We start from the raw sequence: 19954 nt of genomic DNA, 5'->3' as shown, positions 1-19954 counted from the left end.
CACCCACTTGTAGCGCTCGCTGGTCTCGCGCGCTCCGGTCAGCGCGCTCGCGCCGCTCACAGCCGCTCCGCGAGGCGGTCGAGCAGTGGCAGCGTCTCGCGCAGCAGCTGCCGCTCGGCGGGTGTGAACTCCGCGTCGATGGCACCGGTCAGCAGGTGCACGGACTCCGAGCGGCGCTCGGTGAGCACCTGGCGGCCCGGCCCGGTGATCGTCATGATCGCGCGGCGGCCGTCGGTGGCGTCCGGTCGGCGGCTCACCAGGCCGCGCTCCTCCAGGGCGGCCAGGGTGGCGGCCATCGCCTGCGGGCGCACCCGCTCCTGCTCGGCGAGCGCGCCGGGCGAGCCGGAACCCTCGCGGTCGAGGCGGACCAGCACGGACACCTCGGAGTGCGCCAGGTCGCCCGAGGCGTGGGACTGGCGCACCCGACGGGCGATCCGGCCCACGAGGAGCCGCAGGGTGGCCGCGAGCTCCTCGGAGTCGTCCGGGCTGTCCGGGCCCTCTGCCCGGTCCGGGGGTGGTGAAGTCGTTGTCATAGGTAGTAACAATAGCTTAATCAATCTGATGTAACTACCTCCTCCGGGATTACGCCGGACGACTGGTGGTCCGGCCGCGTCGGGCCCGCGCGGCGGTCGCCACCCGGTGGACTGAGGCAGCGTCAGCATGTCCACCTCGCCGCCAGAGAGGCCGCAGCCATGGAATCGCCCGCACCGGCGCGCCCGCGCTCGTCCCCCAGGCACGCCCTGCGCCGCGAGGTGGGTCTGGCCGGCCTGCTCTGGGCCTCGGTCGGCGCGATCATCGGCTCCGGCTGGCTCTTCGGCGCCGAGAAGGCCGCCAAGGCCGCCGGACCGGCCGCCCTGATCTCCTGGCTGGTCGGCTCCCTCGCCATCGTGCTGCTCGCGCTGGTGCACGCCGAGCTCGGTGGCATGTTCCCGGTCGCCGGCGGCACCGCGCGCTTCCCGCACTACGCCTTCGGCGGCTTCACCGGCATGTCCTTCGGCTGGTTCACCTGGCTGCAGGCCGCCACCATCGCGCCGATCGAGGTGCAGGCGATGATCGGCTACGCCCGGCACTGGAGCTGGGCGGACGGCCTGCAGAACGCCAAGGACTCGACGCTCACCAGCTCCGGCTTCGGGGTGGCGGCGCTGCTGCTCGCCGTCTTCGTCGCGCTCAACTTCCTGGGCGTCAAATGGCTGGCCCGCACCAACAGCGCCGCCACCTGGTGGAAGGTCGCCATCCCGGTGCTGACCATCATCATCTTCGCCAGCACCGCCTTCCACACGCACAACTTCACCTCGCACGGCTTCGCGCCCTTCGGCGCCCGCGGCGTGCTCGCGGCGATCAGCACCAGCGGCGTGATCTTCGCGCTGCTCGGCTTCGAGCAGGCGATCCAGTGGGCCGGCGAGAGCACCCACCCGCGCCGCGACATCCCGCGCGCCGTGCTCGGCTCGGTGCTGATCGGGAGCCTGGTCTACATCCTGCTCCAGGTCTCCTTCCTCGCCGCGGTGCCGGACTCCGCGATCACCGGCGGCTGGGGCGCGCTCACCTACGAGGGGATCAGCGGCCCGTTCGCCGGGCTGGCCACCGTGATCGGCCTGAGCTGGTTCGCCACCGTGCTGTACATCGACGCGATCATCTCGCCGGCCGGCACCGGTCTCGTCTACATCACCTCCAGCTCCCGGATCACCTACGGCCTCAGTCGCAACGGCTACGCCCCCGAGACGATGCAGGCCACCAACCGGCGCGCGGTGCCCTGGATCGGCCTGCTGATCGCCTACGCGGCCGGGGTGCTCTGCTTCCTGCCGTTCCCCAGCTGGCAGAAGCTGGTCAGCTTCATCACCTCGGCGGTGGTGCTGATGTACGCGGGCGCGCCGCTGGCCTTCGGCGTGCTGCGCAAGCGGTTCCCCGACCTGGAGCGGCCCTACCGGCTGCCCGCCGGCGAGATCATCTCGCCGATCTCCTTCGTCATCGCCGGCCTGGTCATCTACTGGGCCGGCTGGGACACCCTGTGGCGGCTGGGTGCCTCGATCCTGATCGGCTACCTGCTGCTCGGCTCCTACGCGGCATACGCCAGGGCCAAGCACCTGCCCAGGGCGCCCCGGATGGACTTCCGGGCCGGCCAGTGGCTGCCGGTCTACCTGGTGGGGCTGGGGATCACCTCCTGGCAGGGCCAGTTCGGCGCGGGGGCGCAGAAGAACCTGCCGCTCTGGTGGGACATCGGGGTGATCACCGTCTTCTCGCTGGTCATCTACTACTGGGCGCTGGCCGTGGCGCTGCCCGCTGCCGAGATCGAGCGGAACATCGCCGGCGTCGAGATGATGGACGCCGGCGGCCACTGAGAGCGACCGGCGGATCCGGTCGGTCCGGTCGGTCCGGTCGGTTCGGTCGGTTCGGCAGATCCGGCAGATCCGGCAGATCGGTCGGTCCAAGAGTGATTCCTGACCCCTCCCGGCGACCGTCCGGAGCGCCGGGGCGCCGACGGCGGCGTCCCGGTGGAGTATGAGGGGAGGGCTTGACCGGGCGAGGTGGACGGTATGGACAACTCCCGCTTCCCGTTCCTCGACGGTGTGGCAGGGGTCGTGGTCGACGGCGGTGGCAGGATCCTGGACTGCACGGCGGCCGCCGAGGCGCTGCTCGCCCTCCCGGCGGCCGTGCTGCGCGGGCGTCCGGTGCGCGAGCTGCTCGCGGCACCGGTGGAACCGGCGGGGCCGGCGGAGTCGGCCGGCCCGCACGGCTACGCCGAGCGCGGCGCCGCCTGGGCGGGGCGGGTGAGCGTGCGCACCGGTGACGGGCGGCTGATGCCCATCGAGGTCCGGCTGCTGGCCCTGCGCGGCGCGGCCGGTGGCGACCGCGCCGCCGCCCGCTACGTGGTGCTCGGCGCCCCCGCGAGCACCGCCGACCGCTGGCGCCAGGACCAGGCCTTCACCCGCGAGCTCTTCCTGCAGGACCGCTTCGGCCTGGTGGTCTTCGACCAGGACCTGCGGATCGTGCGCACCAACACCCACCTGCTGCCCTACTCCGGCATGCCGATCACGCTCACCGGGCGCCGGCTCTCCGACTTCCTGCAGCCCCAGGACGCCGCCGCCGTCGAGCAGCACCTGCGCGAGGTGATGGAGAGCGGCAAGCCGCTGGTGCTGGCCGAGGAGCTGGCCAGGACGGTGATAGACCCGCGCGGCGGCCGGATGATGGCGATCTCGGCGTTCCGGCTGCAGTCCTCGGACGGCGCGGTGATCGGGCTCACCGCGCTCTTCAACGACATCACCGAGCAGTACCGGACCCGCCGCCGGCTGGCGCTGCTGCACCAGGTCACCGCCGCCACCGGCCGCTCGCTCTCGGTCACCGACAGCGCCGAGCAGCTCGCCGCCGCGCTGATCGGCAACTTCGCCGACGTGGTGACGGTCGACGTCGCCGCCGCCGTCTTCGGCGGCGAGGAGCCCGCTCCCGACCCCGAGGGCCGGCTGCTGCTGCGCCGCACCGCCGTCGCCGGACCGCCCGAGGCGCTGCCCGCCACCGGCGACACCGTGCTGGTCGGGGCGGACGGCGAGACGGTGCTGGTCGGCCCGGACGGCCAGGACGAGACCGGGGCACTGGCCGACCTGGCCGAGGCCTGGCTGATCACCGCCCCGCTGAGCGCCCGCGGCGTGCTGCTCGGGCGGATCTCGGCGCGCCGCGATCGCTGGAAGGACGCCTACGAGGAGGAGGACGCCGCGCTGCTGCGCGAGGTCGCCGCCCGGGCCGCGCTGGCGCTGGACAACGCCCGCCGCTACACCCGCGAGCACCGGGCCGCGATCGGCCTGCAGCGCAGCCTGCTGCCGCCCGCCGTCCGCTCGGTCGCCGCGGTCAGCACCGCCAGCGTCTACCTGCCCACCGACACCGTCGGCGGGGTCGGCGGCGACTGGTTCGACGTCATCCCGCTCTCCTCGGCCCGGGTCGCCCTGGTGGTCGGCGACGTCACCGGCCACGGGCTGCACGCCTCGGCCACCATGGGCCGGCTGCGCACCGCCGTACGGACCCTGGCCGACCTGGACCTGGAGCCGGAGGAACTGCTCGTCCACCTGGACGACCTGGTCGCCCAGCTGCTGGTGGAGGCCGCGCTGGCGGCCGACGGCGACGACGACCTGGAGGCCGACGGCCTGCACCCGGCCCGCTACGGGGTGGTGGCCGAGCCGCCCGACGAGGAGGGCCGCAACGTCCGGCGGGCCAGGCCGGAGCCGGGTTCGTTCGGCGGCACCTGCCTCTACGCGGTCTACGACCCCGTCTCCCGCACCTGCACCGTGGCCAGCGCGGGCCACCCGCCGCCTGCCGTCGCCCACCCCGACGGGAGCACCGAGTACCTGCCGGTGGTGCCGGGCCCGCCGCTGGGGGTGGGCGGTCTGCCGTTCGAGTCGGTCAAGGTGCTGCTGGAGCCCGGCAGCGTGCTCGCGCTCTACACCGACGGCCTGATCGAGCGCGGCGACGGCGACATCGACACCGGAATGGCCGAGCTGACCCGGCGCCTGGCCGTGGTCCGCTCCCAGGGGCTGCCGCTGCCCGAGGCCGGCCAGCGGATCATCGCCGGACTGCCGCCGACCCGCCTGCACGACGACGTCACGCTGCTGCTGGCCCGCACCAAGGCGGTGGCGGCGGCGGACACCGCCGTCTGGTCGGTGGAGCCGGATCCGGCGGCGGTGGCCAAGGTCCGCGAGGACGCCACCGCCACGCTGGAGGCCTGGGGCCTGGAGGACCTCGCCTTCACCACCGAACTGGTGCTCAGCGAACTGGTCACCAACGCGATCCGCTACGCGGGCGGCCCGGTCGTGGTGCGGCTGATCCGGGCGGACACCTTGACCTGCGAGGTCTCCGACGGCAGCAGCACCCAGCCCCGGATGCGCCGAGCCCGGCTGACCGACGAGGGCGGGCGCGGCCTCTACCTGGTGGCCCAGCTGACCAACCGCTGGGGGAGCCGGTACACGGCCTCGGGCAAGACGATCTGGACGGAGCAGGAACTGCCGGGGGAGTAAGCGGCGTTGAGCCGCCGGGCCGGATCGACGGGGGCGCCGGCTGGCAGACTGGCCGGTGAGTTGCCCTCCGGTGCGGGCGCCAGGGCTGTTGAGGGGAGCCGGGGTGGCGGGTGCGGTGGTCGAGGTGTGGGTGGCTCGGGTTGATGGGCAGGAGCGGGCGGCGGCGCGGGAGTTGGCGTTGCGGCTGGTGGCCGGTCGGGTGGGGGTGGCCGTGGATCGGCTGCGGCTCGGGCGGGCGGTGAGCGGGCAGCCGGTGGTCGAGGGGGCCTCGGGGGTGGCGGTCAGCATCAGTCATGTGCGCGGGGTGGTCGCCGTGGCTGCCGGGACCGGGGTGGGCGGGGTCGGGGTGGATGTGGAGCGGATCCGGCCGGTGGCTCATGAGGCGTTGGCCCGGCGGTGGTTCCCGGCGGCGGAGGCGGCCTGGATCGCCGGGCGCGAGCCGGCGGAGCGGTCGGCCGCGTTCCTCTGGTTGTGGACCCAGAAGGAGGCGTTGGCCAAGGCGCGGGGTCAGGGGCTGGGCGGTGGAAAGGGGTTGCTGCGGCCGGTGGCGCTGCCCGAACGGTGGCCGCCGGGACCGTCCTTCAGCCTGTCCTCCGCTGTCGCCTGGCCGGTGACGGAGGAGTTGATGCTGGCGGTGGCGGTTCGGGGGGTGGCGAGCTCCGCGCTGGACGTGCTTCTACTGGGCGGTCCCTGACGCTGCGTCAAATCCGCGCAGTGCCCGATTTCCCTGCAGCCAGAGGGCGGTGGCGCCGTACAGCGCCGCCGCGACCAGGACTCCGGTGCGGGCGCCGGCCGAGTCGGCGAGCAGGCCGAAGGCGGAGGGGGCCAGCCAGCTGAGGCTGGAGCCGAAGAGTTGGATCGCGTTGCCGGTCTGGGCTTGCAGGTTGTCCGGGGTGATCCGGGTGGCCTGGACCTGGAAGACGATCACCGCGGGCATCACGGTGAAGGTGGTCAGCGCGCCCAGTACCGCCATCAGCCAGACCCAGGGGGAGAGGGCGATGCCCACCGCGCAGGTCGGCAGCAGCCAGGAGGTGACCAGCACCCAGAGGCGGCCGCCGAAGAGCTTCACCAGGCGCGGCCCGAGCAGCGAGCCGGCCAGCCCGCAGATGGCGCTGGCCGAGACCAGCGCGCCGACCTCGGGGGCGTTCGCGCCGCGGGACCGGGCGAGCACGATCACCATCAGCAGCATGCCGGCCGCCACCGCGTTGACCGCCGCCGCCCAGCTCGCGTAGAGCCGCAGGGTGGGTTCGCGCAGCACGTAGCGGGCGCCGGCGGTGATCCGGCTGCGGATCGGCTCGCGCGGGCGCTCGGCGGCGGTCGGCTCCGGGTCGAGCGAGCCGCGCACCAGGGCCGAGGTGAGGGTGATCGCGCCGAAGGAGAGCGCGTCGAGCAGGAACGGCAGCGACTGCGCGACGCCGAAGAGCGCGCCGCCCAGCGGCGGTCCGATCATCGCGGCGGCCTGGCCGCGCGCCTGGGTCAGCGACATCGCCTGCGGCAGCTGCGCCGAGGGGACGATCCGGCGCACCGCGCCGCGGCCGGCGCCCATGAAGAAGGCCGAGGCGCAGCCCTGCAGCGCTCCCACCACCATCAAGTGGGCCAGCCAGAGGTGGTGGGTCAGCACGGCGGGCACCACGCTGCCCACCGCGAGCAGTTGCAGCACCGAGGTGATCAACAGCAGCCGCTTGCGCGGGTAGTGGTCGGCCACCACCCCGGCGGGCAGCAGCATCACCAGGCTGCCGACCAGGGTGGCGCCGCCGACCAGCCCGGCCTGGGCGGCCGAGCCGGTCGCGGAGAGCACCAGCAGCGGGTAGCAGATGCCGGACATCTGGGTGCCCAGCGCGGAGACCGCCTGGCCGCTCCAGAGCAGGTTGAAGTCGCGGTTGCGGCGCAGTGGCGGCGGTGCGGGCGGCTGCGGCTGGACGTCGGCGACCGGCTCGGTGGTCACCGCAGTGTGACCGGGAAGTCGGAGAAGCCGCGCAGCACCGTGCCGCGCCGCACCGGTGGGCCGGCCGCCGCGAGGTGCGGGAAGCGGCTCAGCAGCGCGGGGAAGAAGACCGCGGCCTGCGTGCGGGCCAGCGGGGCGCCCAGGCAGTGGTGCACCCCGCCGCCGAAGGAGAGCACGGTGGCGCCGCCGGTCCTGGTCAGGTCGAAGGTGTCCGGGTCGGGGAAGGCGGCGGGGTCGCGGTTGGCGGCGCCGAGCATCAGCACCGCCGCGCCCCCGGCGGCCACCGGCACCCCGGCGATCTCGGTCTCCTTGGCGGCCACCCTGGCCATGCCCTGCACCGGGGTGTCGTAGCGGAGCATCTCCTCCACCGCGCCGCCGACCAGGCTCGGATCGGCGCGCAGCAGGTCGGCCTGCGCGGGGTGGGCGAGCAGCGCGGCCAGGCCGTTGAGCAGGGTGTCGACCATGCTCTCGATGGCGGCGCTGAAGACCAGGGTGAGGGTCTGCTCCAACTCGTCCTGGGTCAGCGGCCGCGGGTTGTCGGGGCCGGGGACCATGGCCGCCACCAGGGCCGAGGTGACGTCGTCGGCGGGCTCGGCCCGGCGCCGGGCGGCCAGTTCGCCGAAGTAGCCGGTCAGCGCCTCGCCGGCCCGGTCGATCTGGGTCAGGTGCTCCTCGACGCCGCCGCCGTCCACCGCCAGGCGCAGCCCCTCCAGCGGCTCGCGCAGTGCGCCTTGGTCGGCCTCGGGGACGCCGAGCACCTGGCCGATCACGCCGATCGGCAGCCGGGCGGCGAGGATCTCGTGCAGGTCGACGGGTGAGCCGTCGGCGCCCGCGTCGGCGATCGCGTCCAGCACCCGGTCGGTCAGCCCGGTGATGAACTCCCGCAGGGCGACGGCCCGGCGCTGGGTGAAGGCACCGGCCACCAGCTTGCGCAGCCGGGTGTGCTCGGGCGGGTCGAGGAAGAGGAAGGACTCGGTGGTGGCGCGCAGGCCCGGGTGCTCGCGCCAGTTCGGGCGCCGGGTGTCCATCCAGGCGGCGTTCTGCGCGTGGAAGCCGGGGTCGCGGGTGATCGCCACGCAGTCCTCGTAGCGGGTCAGCAGCACGCCGCCGCCCGGGGTCGGGTGCACGGGGGAGAGCTCGCGGAGCACCGCCAGGTGCGGGTAGGGGTCGGCGCTGCCCTGCGGGGTGCGCAGCGCGGCCAGTGCCTGCGCGACGGGATCGGTCACGGCCGGGCCTCTCCTGACGGTTCGTCAGTTCGTGATGGTTCCTCGAACGCCTCGCGCAGCCGCTGGGCCGCGTGGGCGATGGCGGCCCGGCCGCCGTCCAGCACGCCGGACATGGCGAAGAAGCCGTGCACCATGCCCGGGTAGCGGGTGGCCTGGACCGGCACGCCGGCCTCGCGCAGCCGCTCGGCGTACTGCTCGCCCTCGTCGCGCAGCGGGTCGTACTCGGCGGTGATCACGGTGGCGGGCGGCAGCTCGGCCAGGTCCTTGGCGAGCAGCGGGGAGGCGAGCGGGTTGCGGCCGTCCTCGGGGTCGGCCAGGTAGTGCGACCAGTACCAGGCCACCGAGCGGTGGTTGAAGAGCAGCGGGTCGGTGTTCTCCCGGCGCGAGGGGGTGTCGGCGAACTGGTCGGTGTTGGGGTAGACCAGCAACTGGTGGGAGAGGGCGGGTCCGGAGCGCTCCTTGGCGAGCAGGGTGACGGCGGCGGCCAGGTTGCCGCCCGCGCTGTCACCGCCGATCGCCAGCCGGTGCGGGTCGCCGCCCAGTTCGGCGGCGTGGTCGGCCAGCCAGCGCGCGGTGGTCCAGCAGTCCTCCAGCGCGGCCGGGAACGGGTGTTCCGGGGCGAGCCGGTAGCCGACCGCGACCGTGGTGCAGCCCACCGCGTTGGTGAGCGCGCGGCAGATCGCGTCGCTGGTGTCGATGGTGCCCAGGGTCCAACCGCCGCCGAAGAGGTAGAGCAGCACCGGCTGCGCGCCCCCGCCCGCTGCCCGGTAGGCCCGCGCGGGCAGTGGGCCGGCCGGCCCCGGAATCGTCAACTCGATTACCTCGGCCACCGGTTCGGGATCTCCGGCGGCGGCCCTGATGTCGGCCAGGTCGCCTTCGCGGGCCTGCTCCAGGCTCAGTTCGTACAGCGGCGCGGCGGCCGAGGCGGCGCGCCGCTCGCGCAGCGCCTGGACCTGTGGATCGAGTGGCATCGGGCTCTCCGGGTCGGGGGGTTCAGTGCTGGGCGGTGCCTGGATTCGGACCGACCACCAGGTGCCGGTCGGCCTCAGCCGGTGCCTCAGCCGGTGCCCAGCCGCCGGCCGAGCCGGCGCACCGCCTCGGCGGCGGCGATCGCGTGGCTGCGCCCGCTGCCGTGCCGGCCGTCGCTGCTGTAGATGTCCCGGCGGGCGGAGGCCGGGTGGGCGGTCAGGTCGAAGTGCAGGGCGCCCTCCCGCGCGGCCAGCTCGGCCGTCCGCCCGGAGAGGCTGTGCAGCCGCTCCCGCAGCGCCGCGCGGTACTGCTCGGGCACCAGCGGGGAGAGCGAGCCGTCGAACATGCCGACCGTGATCACCTCGGCGCCCCCGTCCCGCAGTGCGGTGACGATCGCGCGCAGCTCGCCGGTCACCGCCTCGGCGTCGAAGCCGGAGCGCAGTGCGTCGAAGCCGCCGCAGGCCACCAGAGCGAGGTCGGGACGGAAGCCGAGGGCCTCGGGCAACTGCTCGGCGCGGACCTCGGCGGCCGGGGTGTTCCGCCAGCCCAGGTTGTAGTAGCGCAACCCGGGTTCCACCAGGCGTAGTTCGAGGCCGATCCGCTCGGCCCAGGGCTGCGTCGGGTAGCCCGGGGTCGGCTCACCCAGCCCCTCTGCCACACTGTCGCCCAGCACCACGAACCGGCGCCAGGGGTGGCCGGCCAGTAATCGGGCGGCGTCGCCCTCGGCCAGGCAGAACGGGTCGTCCGCTTCGGAGGCGGGAGTTGGGGTGTCTGAAGGCATGGCTCGGAACCCGATCCCTTCGTGAATCGGCGCGGGCGAGATCGTCGCCCTTCGGCCGCTGACGAGACCTTACGGTGACCATGGAGCGCTCGGCAACGGTATGAGCCGAACTGATCGTCAGCACCCGCTCCCAGCAGCCAAGATGGATCTCGGCAGGTGGTCGCGGTGCCGCCGCCCTCGACGGCGCCGCGCGGCGGACCGCAGAATGACCCGGCGTTGACCATCTTGATGCCGTGCCGGCCGCCGGGCCGGTCACCGAGCCGGCGCCGCGCGCCGGACCCCGAGACAGGAGGCCGACCGATGGGCGCAGACCCTGGCGAGAGTGGCGAGGAGCGTGCCGACGGGCATGCCGACGGGCGTGTCGACGGGCGTGCCGTCGAGCGTGCCGAGCAGACCCCCGAGGTGACCCCCGAGCAACTGCTCGCGCTGCTGGGCACCCCCGAGGGGCGGGCCGACCCCTACCCCGTCTACCGGCGGCTGCGTGCGCTGGCGCCGGCCTGCCGGACCGCCCGCGGCCAGGTCTACCTGACCGGCCATCAGGACTGCGCCGACCTGGTGCGCGACCCCGCCTTCCGGGCCCAGGGCCCGGACTGGATGGACCGGGTCTCGCCCGGCTGGAGGGAGCGGCCGGGCAAGGTGGCCACGATCGAGGCGATGCTCTTCCGCGACCCGCCGGACCACACCCGGCTGCGCCGCCTGGTCAGCGGGGCGTTCACCGCCCGGCGGCTGGCCGCACTGACCCCCGAGGTCGAGCGCTTGGCGCGGCGCGCGTTGGACGGCCTGGCCGAGGCCGGCGCGGACGGCGGCACGGTGGACCTCCAGGCACTGCTGGCCCGTTCGCTGCCGGTCTCGGTGATCGGCACCCTGGTCGGGGTCCCCGAGGCGGACTGGGGGCTGCTCCAGGACTCCATGTCGGCCATGATGCAGGTGGTCGAACTCACCGTGGACGAAGCCGCGCTGGCCGCCGCCGACCGGGGCGCCGAGGTGCTGATGAAGTACTTCGCCGAGCTGGTGGCCGAGCGCCGGGCGCGCCCCACCGAGGACCTCGCCTCGGCCCTGGTGGCGATCCGCGACACGGACGGCGGGCTCAGCGAGGAGGAGCTGCTGCAGACCCTGCTGCTGCTCTTCATGGCCGGGGTGGACACCATGGTGAACCACCTGGTCAATGCCACCGCCGCGTTCCTGGACCACCCCGAGCAGGCCCAACTGCTGCGCACCGAGCCGGCGCTGGGGCCCGGCGCGGTCGAGGAGGCGCTGCGCTACGACCCGCCGATCCAGATCCTGGCCCGGGTGGCGGGCCAGGACCTGACGATCGGCGGAGCCGAGGTGGCGGCGGGCTCGCTGGTGGTCGGGCTGCTGGGCGCGGCGGGCCGCGACCCGGCGCGCTACCCGGACCCGGAGCGCTTCGACATCACCAGGACCGGGGCCGCCTCGGTCGCCTTCGGCGGTGGCATGCACCACTGCCTGGGCGCTCCGCTGGCCCGGATCGAGTCGGCCGCCTTCCTGCCCGGCCTGTTGACCCGGTTCCCCGGGCTTCGCCCGGCCGGCCCGGCGGTGCGCCGGGGCATGGTGCTGCGCGGTTTCGCGCAATTCCCGGTGGCGATCCGCTAGGACGGCCCGCGCGAGAAAGCGCCGCGCGGGAAACAGGGCGTGCCGGAAAGCGGGCGGGCGGGAAACCGGCCGCGCGGGAAAAGCGGAGCCGGTTCGCAGGACGTTCCGGCGTATTCGATCAAGCCGGTGTCCGGTTTATCCGGCTAGGCAGCACGACCTTCCGCCGCTATCGTCGAATTGCGCCGCCGAACATTTCGGCGGGCGTTCCGCCGGACGAATGGAGGTGCTGCAATGTCCCGTGTGACCGAGAGCCCGTCGGGCAACGGCTTCGTGGCCGAGACCAACGTGGCCGAGTCGACCAACGTGGCCGAGGAGAACCGCGTGGCCGAGGACAGCCGCGTGGCCGAGACGTCGAACGTGGTCGAGAACTGAGTGCATGACCCAAGGTCCGCCAGGACCTGACCGTGCCGGGCCGGCGGTCACCGAATCCCCGATTCGGTGACCGCCGGCCCGAGCCGCTTGCCGGCTGCTCGCCCGGTGCTTGCCCGGCGCCGGTCAGTCGTGCCGTCCCTTCACCAGGTCACCGTCCCCTCACCAGGTCACCGGCAGGTCACCAGGTCACCGGCAGGCTCAGCAGCGGGTGGATCAGGTTGCCCTCGCCGTAGCGCACCTCGTCCGGCGCGATGGCGGGCCGCAGTCCGGGGAACCGGTCGGCCAGGCCGCGCAGCGCGAGGGCCAGCTCCAGCCGGGCCAGCGGCGCCCCGGGGCAGAAGTGCGCGCCCAGGCCGAAGGTCAGGTGCGGGTTGGCCGTGCGGTGGATGTCGAAGCGCTCGGGGTCGGGGAAGACCCCCGGGTCGCGGTTGGCGGCCGGCACCGAGACCTGTACCGCCCGCCCCGCCGCCACCGCGCCGGCCGACAGCGCCACCTCCTCGGTGGTCACCCGCAGGAAGGCGCCCTCGCTCGGCACCTCGAAGCGCAGCACCTCCTCGACCGCGGGGCCGGTCAGCCCGGGCTCGGCGCAGAGCGCCGCCCACTGGTCGGGGAAGCGCAGCAGCGCCAGCACACCGCGGGCCAGCGAGGAGGCGGTGTTCTCCTGGCCGCCGATCAGCAGTGCCGAGACCAGCTGCACCAGCTCGCCCTCGGAGAGCTTGCCGTCGGTGTCGCGGGCGGCCACCAGCAGGTCGACCAGGTCCTCGCCGGGCTCCTTGCGCCGCTGCTCCAGGAAGGCGCGGATGTAGGCCAGGAACTCGCGGTTGGCCCGCAGCCGCTCCTCCAGGGCGGCCGGGTCGACGGCGAAGAAGACCGCCGTCCAGTCGTGGAACAGCTGCCAGTCGGTGGCCGGCACGCCCACCAGGGCGCACATCACCGAGATCGGCAGCACCCCGGCGAAGTCGGCGACCAGGTCGCTGGGCGGCCCGGCGGCGGCGACCTGGTCCAGCAGGCCGTCCACGATGCCCTGCACGATCGGGCGCCAGCGGGCCTCCCGGCTGGGGCTGAAGGCGCCCTGGATCACCTGGCGGAAGCGGCCGTGCTCAGGCGGGTCGTGGTTGATGATCGCGTCCGGGTTGTCGTTCATGTCCGCCTCGCGGACCATCCGGGGCGCGCCCGGGTAGCGCAGGTTGCGGCTGAACCGGCGGTCCCGCAGCACCCGGGCGACGTCCTCGTAGGCCACCACCAGGTGGGCCGCGTCGCCGCTGGGCAGCGCCACCTCGCCGAGTGGGCACTCGGCCCGGCGGCGCTGGTGCTGGCGGAAGGAGGTGCCGAACTCGTCCGGCTGCAGCGGGAAGGGAAAAGCGTCCAACTCTTGATCGGCCATCGTCTCCACCGGTTCTGGAAGAAATAGTTCTCGGACGGCCGGGTAGCAATTCGGCCGCCTGGTGCGCAATGATTTCCTGAGATATCCGCCCACTGCTTCAGGGAGCGCATCGATGGTGAATTCGCCGGCCACGCCAGGATTCGATCCGCTGGTCGAACTCGTCCCCGGGAGCGGGGATCCGCTGTGGTGCGTCCACCCGGCCGCCGGAATCTCCTGGGAATACCTGGCGCTGGGGCCGTGGCTTCCCGCAGGGCAGCGGATCACCGCCCTGCAGGCCGAGGGGCTGAGCAAGCCCGACCAGCTGCCCGGCTCGGTCGAGGAGCTGGCCGAGCGGTTCCTCGCCCTGGTCCGCGAGGTCCAGCCCAGTGGCCCCTACCGGCTGCTCGGCTGGTCCTTCGGCGGCATGGTCGCGCACGCCATGGGCCGGCTGCTGCGCGAGGCGGGCGAAGTGGTCGCGCTGCTCGCCCTGCTCGACTGCTACCCCCACGACGCGGCCCACCCCGAGCGTGAGCCCAGCGACCACGAGTACCTCACCACCCTGCTGGAGAACGCCGGTTGCGATCCGGCGGGCCTGGTGCAGCCGGACGGCGCGCCGCTGGACGAGCGGCGCGCCAGGGCGGTGCTGCTGGCCGGCGGGCACCGGTTGGCCGGCCTGGAGGACTGGCGGCTGGAGGCGGTGCTGCGGGTCTTCCTGCACCACATCCAGCTGCGCCGTGACCACACCCCGGCCCGCTTCGACGGCGACGTGCTCTTCGTGCGAGCCGCACTGGAGCGCACCGCGCCGTTCAACTCGGCCGCCGACTGGGCGCCTTACGTCGACGGCGTGATCGACGTGCACCAGCTGCCGACCGAGCACCGGCTGCTGCTCCGCAAGGAGCCGGCCGAGCGGATCGGCCGGCTGCTCGCGCAGCGCCTGGCACCTCGCGGCGAGGCGGGGGCGTAACGCGCTCACCGGGGCGCCAGCGGGGCGATCGTCCGGCTCTGCGGGTCCAGGCCGAACCGGGCCCGCAGAGCCGCCTTGTCGATCTTGTCGAGCGGGGTGCGCGGCAACGCGTCCACGAACTCCACCGTGCGCGGAACGTGATAGTCCGTCAGATCGGCCTCCACCCGCGCCTTCAGCTCCGCCGCGAGCTCCTCCGGGCTCAACTCCCCGCCGGGCACCGGCACTACGAAGGCGTGCACCAGCTCGCCCCAGCCCGGGTCGGGCACCCCGATCACGGCGGCCTCGCGGACCTGCGGGTGCGCGGCGAGGCTGTCCTCGACCGGGCGGGTGTAGACGTTGGCCGCGCCCACGGTGGTGATGATCATGTCCTTCTTGCGGTCCACCAGGTAGAGGTAGCCGTCCTGGTCCAGGTAGCCCAGGTCGCCGGTGTGCAGCAGCCCGTCGACCAGCGTCTCCTGGGTCATGTCGGGTTGGTTCCAGTAGCCGGACATCATCAGCGAGCCCGCCGCGCAGACCTCGCCCACCTCGCCGGTCGGCAGCGGCTCGCCCTTCTCGCCGCGGATCTCGACCCGGGCGTCGGCGAACGGGCGGCCCACCGAGGCCAGCCGCTGCGGGTGCTCGGGGTCGTTGACCATGAACGGCTGGTCGGCCACCAGCGGCATCTCACTCAGGCCGTAGACCGGGCGCACCACCGGGCCGAACCGCTCGATCGCCTGGGCCAGCCGGGTCGGCGAGACCGGGCCGCCACCGGTGTTGAGGTAGCGCAGGCTGCTGGTGTCCGTCTGCGGGTCGTCCAGCAGGTCGCTGTCCAGCAGCTCGGAGAGCCGGGCCGGGGAGATGAAGACACTGGTCACCCGCTCGCGCTTGACCGTCCCCAGGAAGGCGGGCAGGTCCACGCCTTCGGCGAGGAAGACCGTGCCGTCCTCGCAGAGCGTCAGCAGCACCGGCATCTGCCCGCTGACGTGCACGAAGCCGGTGGTGGACAGGTGGCGCATGCCCAGCTCGCCGATCGAGCGGTAGTAGCCCGCCGCGGCAAGCAGGGCCAGGAAGAAGCGGTGCTCGTGATGGACCAGCTTGGCCTTGCCCGCGGTGCCGCCGGTGTAGAAGAGCGAGGACGGCTCGGGGGTGCCCGGCTCGCGGACGAACTCCGGCTCCTCGGCGGCGGCCGCGGCCACCACGTCGGGGCCCGCGCCGTCCGGCCCGGTGCAGAGCAACTGGAGCGGCTCGGTGCGCGCGGCCAGTTCCCCGATCACCTTGTCGGAGCGCGACGGGTCGTAGATCAGCACCTCGACCTTGGCCAGCTCGACGAACTCCGCCTGCTCCCGCTCCGGGGCGTAGGCGGCGATCCACACCGTGCGGCAGCCCAGCAGGTGCAGCGCCAGTTGGAGGGCGATCGACTCGGGCCGGTTGCGTACCAGCAGCGCCACCCCGGCACCGGTGCGCACCCCTTGGCGGCGCAGCGCGGCGGCCAGCCGCAGCACCAGGGCGCGGAACTCGGTGTAGCTCAGGCGCTGCTCGCCGCAGACCACGGCCTCCGTGTCGCCGCAGGCGGCGAACAGCTTCAGGGCCTGCTCGACGTAGTTGGGGGTCTGCTGTTCCGTCATCTCTGCCCACTCCCTTGTGGTTCCTGAACTGCGGCGTGTTCCTGAACCGCAGTGTGTCTCCGGTGAACTGCGGCGTGTTCTCGATGAACCGCCGGTGCTGCCGGACGGTCAGTGCCGGGCCATGGTGGCCAGCACGGCGGTCCGCAGCTGCTCCCGGCCGGGTTGCACAGCCCGGTCCAGGCCGATCGCGAACGGCAGCACCGCGCCGTCCGGGCGGGTCACCCGGCGGGGCGCGGCGCGCAGCGGCATCCCGAGCTCGACCACCGAGGCGATCACCTCGGCGGCCAGCCCGCACATCCGGTTGGAGTCGTCGACCACCACCAGCCGCCCGGTCCGCCCGACGGAGTCGTTCAGCGCCGCGAAGTCGAACGGGTAGAGGGTGCGCGGGTCGAACACCTCCACCGAGACCTCGGGCGCCAACTCCTCGGCCACCGCGAGCGCTTCGTACACCAGGTGCCCGGCCGCCACCACGGTGACGTCGGTGCCCGCCCGGTGCACCCGGGCCGAACCGATCGGCACCGGCGCCAGCTCGGTGGTGACGTCCTCGCGCACGCCCATCGCGCCGGCCGGGGCGAAGAGCACCACCGGGTCGGGGTCGCGGATCGCCGAGACCAGCAGCCCGTAGGCGTCGGCGGGGGTGGCCGGCAGCAGGGTCTTCACCCCGACGTGGGCGAAGAGGCTGTACGGGTGGTCCGAGTGCTGGCCCGCCCAGCCCTCGCGGGAGCCGGAGCCCGGCACCACGAAGGTGACCGGGGCCGTAATCTGACCACCCGTCATCAAGCTGATCTTGTGGGCCTGGTTGGCGATCTGCTCGAAGACCAGGAAGAGCAGCGAGGGGATCTGGAACTCCACCACCGGGCGCATCCCGGCCAGCGCCGCGCCCAGCGCCAGTGAGCTGAAGGCCTGCTCGGAGAGCGGGGTGTCGACCACCCGCTCGGCGCCGAACCGGTCGCGCAGGCCGGGGGTGAGGCCGGACAGGCCCGCGCCCAGGTCCTCGCCGAAGACGCAGACCGCCTCGTCGCGGGTCAACTCGTCGGCCAGCGCCCGGTTGAGCGCCTTGGCGTAGGAGAGCTTGGTCACCGCGCCACCTCCACCGGGTGCCCGGGTCGCGGCAGCAGTCCGTCGGCGTACAGGTACGCGAGTGCCCGCGCCGGGTCGGGGTGCGGCCCTGCGAGAGCGAACTCCACTGCCTCTGCCATCAGTTCGGTGATCTCCTGGTCGATCGCCACGTGCTCGCCGGGCGCCAGGAGCGCGGCGCCGGACTCCAGCGGGTCGCGGGAGCGCCAGGAGTCGATCTCCTCGGCGCTGCGGTAGCGCACCCGCACCCGGCGCTCCATGGTGTGGTGACCCTCGAAGCGGTAGGTGCGGCACTCCAGGAAGCTCGGCCCCCCGCCCGCCCGGGCGCGGGAGACGGCGCGGGCCGCCGCCGCGTGCACGGCGACCGCGTCCATGCCGTCCACCTGCTCGGCCGGGATGCCGAAGGCGGCCGCCCGGCCCAGCGCGCTGCCCGCCACCCCGGCCTGCACCGACAGCGTGGTGGCGTAGCCGTTGTTCTCGCAGACGAAGAGCACCGGCAGTTGCCACAACCCGGCCAGGTTGAGGGTCTCCAGCAGCACGCCCTGGTTGAGCGCGCCGTCGCCGAAGAAGCTCGCCACCACCCGTCCGCTGCCCTGGCGCAGTGCCGCCCAGGCCGCGCCGGCCGCGATCGGCGCGCCGGCCCCCACCATGCCGTTGGCACCCAGGATGCCCAGCGCCAGGTCGGCGGCGTGCATCGAGCCGCCCCTGCCCCGGTTGAGGCCGGTCTCCCGGCCGGTCAACTCGGCCAGCATCCGGCGTGGTTCGGCGCCCTTGGCGAGCACGTGGCCGTGCCCGCGGTGGGTGCTGGTCAGTTGGTCACCCGGGTCGAGCGCGGCGCAGACGCCGACCGCGACGGCCTCCTGCCCGATGTACGGGTGGGTGCCGCCGACGATCTCGCCGGAGCGCACCAGGGCGAGCGCCTGCTCCTCGAAGGAGCGGATCAGGCGCATCGACCGGTACAGCGCGGCGGGGGAGGGCTGTGTCACGGCGCGGACCGCCACAGGGTCGGGCAGAACTCCGGGTCCGCGTAGTCGGGTTGGCCGGCCTCGTCGGTGCGCACCAGCACGTCGTGGTTGTAGACGACCGCGGAGCCGTCCGCCTTGGTGTACGGGCGGTAGCGATTCTCCCCGTCCTGCAGGTGCAGCGAGATCGCCCGGCGCGGGCGGTCGGCGAGGTTGGCGCCGCTGCCGTGGTAGGTGCGGCAGTGGTGGAAGCTGATGTGCCCGGCCGGGATCTCCACCGGGACCTTGCGCACCTCGGCGTTGTTGAACTCGGCGGTCTCGGCCAGGATCTGCTCCAGCTCGCCGCGGTCGCGGTCGGCGAAGTGGCGGGTGGAGTCGTCGCCCGCGATCTCCTTCCACAGGTGGCTGCCGTCCACCATGGTGATGGTGCCCATCCGCTCGTCGCAGTGGTGGAAGGGGATGAAGGCGGTGAGCATCCGCTCCGAGGTGCAGGTCTGCCAGTAGTGGCGGTCGCAGTGCCAGGGGACCAGGTTGCTGGCCTCGTCGGGGCGCGGCGGCTTGAGGATCAGGGTGGACTGGAAGACCCGGATCTCCTCGGCCTGGGCGAGGCGGGCGGCCACCGCGCCGAGCAGCGGCTTGCGCAGGATCGCGCCGATCGCGGTGCTGCGGTGGGCGATGTAGTCGTTGTGCCGCTGCACGGGGCCGTCGCTCGGTTGCCAGTCGGCCAGCCGCGGCGGTCGCACCGGCAGCGCGTGGTCCTCGGCACCGGCGTAGAAGGCCTCGCTCGCGGCGGTCAGGGCGGCCAGCTCGTCGTCGCTCAGCAGGCGCTTGGAGAGGTACCAGCCGTGCTCGGCGTAGAACGCCACCTCCTCGTCGGACGGCAGCAGGGCCCGTTCTTCGTCGGTGAGGTCGAAATCTGACACTGTGTCACCTTCCGTGCTGTTCAAGGGGTGCTGGTTGTTCAAGAATTGCCGGGTGCTCAAGAGTTGCCGCGTGCTCAAGAATCGCCAGGCGCTCAAGGGTCGCCGGGTGCTCAAAGGGCGCCTGGTCAGGAAGGGGCGGCGGTACGTTCGACGGCCTCGTAGAGGGCCTTGATGTTGGCCGCGCCGAAGGTGGTCGCGCCGCGCCGGTCGATGACCTCCAGGAAGAAGGTGCGCCGCGGGTGGATCGAGGAGGTGAAGATCTGGAAGAGCTGGCCGCCGTGGTCCCGGTCCACCAGGATGTTCAGCCGGCGCAGCGTCTCCAGCGGGATCTCGCACTCGCCCAGCCGCTCGCCGAGCAGGTCGTAGTAGGCGCCCGGGGTGGTCAGGAAGCGCACCCCGGCCCGCTGGTAGGTCTCCACCGCCCGCGCGATGTCGTCGGTGCGGAAGGCCAGGTGCTGCACGCCCACCCCGTGGTGGCTCGCCAGGAACCCGTCGATCTGGCCCGGGCTGCGGCTGGTGTCCGGCTCGATCAGGGTGAAGGTCACCCCGCCCGAGTCGCTCTGCACCACGGTGGAGTCCATCGCCTGGGTGCCGACCTCGATGTACTCGTGGAAGATCGGCCGTAGCCCCAGCGCCTGCTCCATCAGCGCCACCGAGCTCTTCAACTCGCCTGCCGGGACGCAGATCGCGACGTGGTCCAGCTCGGCCAGCAGGCCCGCGGACGCCGTGGCCGCCGACTCGCCCGCGCGCTGCACGAAGCGCAGCGCCACGTCCCCGAAGCCCTGGACGGCGGCGGTCACCACCTCGTGCCCGTCCTCCAGGTGGGTGGCCGGCCCGGCCAGCGGGGCGGCACCGGCCGCCACCGCCTGGCGGAAGGCGGCGGTCGCGTCCGGGCAGGAGAGCGCCAGCACGGCCACGCCGTCGCCGTGCCGGCTCACGAACTCGGCGGCAGGGTCGTCCGCCCGGTCCGAGGAGCTGAGCAGCAGGCGGATGCCGCCCTGGCGCAGCTGGACCGCCTGGCGCCCGGCGGGCAGCGCCGCCTGGCCGGGGTGGCCCCCCAGCTGGAAGCCGAAGGCGTCGGCGAGTTCGGCCGCGGCCGCCGGGGCATCCGCGACGTGGAACTCGACATGGTCGATCCGATCGATGTTCATGGTGCGGGG

17 protein-coding genes are annotated in these 19954 nt (G+C 73.6%); 6 read left to right on the top strand and 11 right to left on the bottom strand.

What is annotated here, in order from left to right; genetic code table 11:
* Positions 1–56: 56 nt before the first annotated feature.
* Entirely contained in the window at positions 57–533 is a 477-nt protein-coding gene (locus OG455_RS04775; protein ID WP_266290532.1) for a MarR family winged helix-turn-helix transcriptional regulator, read from the bottom strand.
* Positions 534–692: 159 nt separating this feature from the next.
* Between OG455_RS04775 and OG455_RS04770 the strand changes: the two genes are divergently transcribed.
* The 3 genes from OG455_RS04770 to OG455_RS04760 all read left to right on the top strand — a co-directional run bounded on the left by OG455_RS04770 (position 693) and on the right by OG455_RS04760 (position 5691).
* Positions 693–2336, top strand: coding sequence for an APC family permease (locus tag OG455_RS04770; RefSeq protein ID WP_266290530.1), 1644 nt, complete (start codon positions 693–695; stop codon positions 2334–2336).
* A gap of 195 nt (positions 2337–2531) precedes the next feature.
* The gene (locus OG455_RS04765; protein ID WP_266290528.1) at positions 2532–4997 is read left to right on the top strand and encodes a SpoIIE family protein phosphatase; all 2466 of its coding nucleotides are present in this window, start codon (positions 2532–2534) and stop codon (positions 4995–4997) included.
* Between the two features lie 130 nt (positions 4998–5127).
* Positions 5128–5691, top strand: coding sequence for a 4'-phosphopantetheinyl transferase superfamily protein (locus OG455_RS04760; protein ID WP_266290526.1), 564 nt, complete (start codon positions 5128–5130; stop codon positions 5689–5691).
* Here the strand turns inward: OG455_RS04760 and OG455_RS04755 are convergent.
* The 4 genes from OG455_RS04755 to OG455_RS04740 form a co-directional block, all read right to left on the bottom strand.
* Positions 5674–6942, bottom strand: coding sequence for an MFS transporter (locus OG455_RS04755; RefSeq protein ID WP_266290524.1), 1269 nt, complete (start codon positions 6940–6942; stop codon positions 5674–5676). The two genes, OG455_RS04760 and OG455_RS04755, sit on opposite strands and share 18 nt — an antisense overlap.
* Complete coding sequence (locus OG455_RS04750) at positions 6939–8168, bottom strand: cytochrome P450 (RefSeq protein ID WP_266290522.1); 1230 nt, start codon at positions 8166–8168, stop codon at positions 6939–6941. The genes OG455_RS04755 and OG455_RS04750 overlap by 4 nt, the downstream gene beginning before the upstream one ends.
* Positions 8165–9139, bottom strand: a complete 975-nt coding sequence (locus OG455_RS04745) for an alpha/beta hydrolase (RefSeq protein WP_266290520.1) — start codon at positions 9137–9139, stop codon at positions 8165–8167. Before OG455_RS04745 ends, OG455_RS04750 begins: the two co-directional genes overlap by 4 nt.
* An 86-nt stretch (positions 9140–9225) precedes the next feature.
* Positions 9226–9918, bottom strand: coding sequence for an SGNH/GDSL hydrolase family protein (locus tag OG455_RS04740; RefSeq protein ID WP_266290518.1), 693 nt, complete (start codon positions 9916–9918; stop codon positions 9226–9228).
* A gap of 300 nt (positions 9919–10218) precedes the next feature.
* On the opposite strand from OG455_RS04740, the gene OG455_RS04735 reads away from it, so the two are divergent.
* Both OG455_RS04735 and OG455_RS04730 read left to right on the top strand, forming a co-directional pair.
* Entirely contained in the window at positions 10219–11529 is a 1311-nt protein-coding gene (locus OG455_RS04735; RefSeq protein ID WP_266290516.1) for a cytochrome P450, read from the top strand.
* 231 nt (positions 11530–11760) lie between these two features.
* Entirely contained in the window at positions 11761–11901 is a 141-nt protein-coding gene (locus tag OG455_RS04730) for a hypothetical protein (RefSeq protein WP_266290514.1), read from the top strand.
* Positions 11902–12079: 178 nt separating this feature from the next.
* On the opposite strand, the gene OG455_RS04725 is transcribed toward OG455_RS04730, so the two are convergent.
* A complete protein-coding gene (locus OG455_RS04725) occupies positions 12080–13285 on the bottom strand; it encodes a cytochrome P450 (RefSeq protein WP_266290512.1) in 1206 nt (401 codons plus the stop codon).
* 112 nt (positions 13286–13397) lie between these two features.
* On the opposite strand from OG455_RS04725, the gene OG455_RS04720 reads away from it, so the two are divergent.
* Entirely contained in the window at positions 13398–14228 is an 831-nt protein-coding gene (locus OG455_RS04720) for a thioesterase domain-containing protein (RefSeq protein ID WP_266290510.1), read from the top strand.
* A 5-nt stretch (positions 14229–14233) separates the two neighbouring features.
* Here the strand turns inward: OG455_RS04720 and OG455_RS04715 are convergent, their stop codons facing one another.
* The 5 genes from OG455_RS04715 to hppD all read right to left on the bottom strand — a co-directional run bounded on the left by OG455_RS04715 (position 14234) and on the right by hppD (position 19945).
* The gene (locus OG455_RS04715; RefSeq protein WP_266290508.1) at positions 14234–15832 is read right to left on the bottom strand and encodes an AMP-binding protein; all 1599 of its coding nucleotides are present in this window, start codon (positions 15830–15832) and stop codon (positions 14234–14236) included.
* A gap of 108 nt (positions 15833–15940) precedes the next feature.
* Positions 15941–16912: an alpha-ketoacid dehydrogenase subunit beta gene (locus OG455_RS04710; RefSeq protein WP_266290506.1), complete on the bottom strand. Its 972-nt coding sequence runs from the start codon at positions 16910–16912 to the stop codon at positions 15941–15943.
* Positions 16909–17895, bottom strand: coding sequence for a thiamine pyrophosphate-dependent dehydrogenase E1 component subunit alpha (locus tag OG455_RS04705; RefSeq protein ID WP_266290504.1), 987 nt, complete (start codon positions 17893–17895; stop codon positions 16909–16911). The genes OG455_RS04710 and OG455_RS04705 overlap by 4 nt, the downstream gene beginning before the upstream one ends.
* A complete protein-coding gene (locus OG455_RS04700) occupies positions 17892–18794 on the bottom strand; it encodes a phytanoyl-CoA dioxygenase family protein (RefSeq protein WP_266290502.1) in 903 nt (300 codons plus the stop codon). The genes OG455_RS04705 and OG455_RS04700 overlap by 4 nt, the downstream gene beginning before the upstream one ends.
* Positions 18795–18919: 125 nt before the next feature.
* Complete coding sequence (gene hppD / locus OG455_RS04695; protein WP_266290500.1) at positions 18920–19945, bottom strand: 4-hydroxyphenylpyruvate dioxygenase; 1026 nt, start codon at positions 19943–19945, stop codon at positions 18920–18922.
* Between the last annotated feature and the right edge of the window lie 9 nt (positions 19946–19954).

Source organism: Kitasatospora sp. NBC_01287 (genome assembly GCF_026340565.1).
In the GTDB taxonomy this organism is placed as follows: Bacteria; Actinomycetota; Actinomycetes; order Streptomycetales; family Streptomycetaceae; genus Kitasatospora.
The sequence above is the reverse complement of the archived record's forward strand: the minus strand, read 5'-3'. Positions and strand labels throughout refer to the sequence as shown.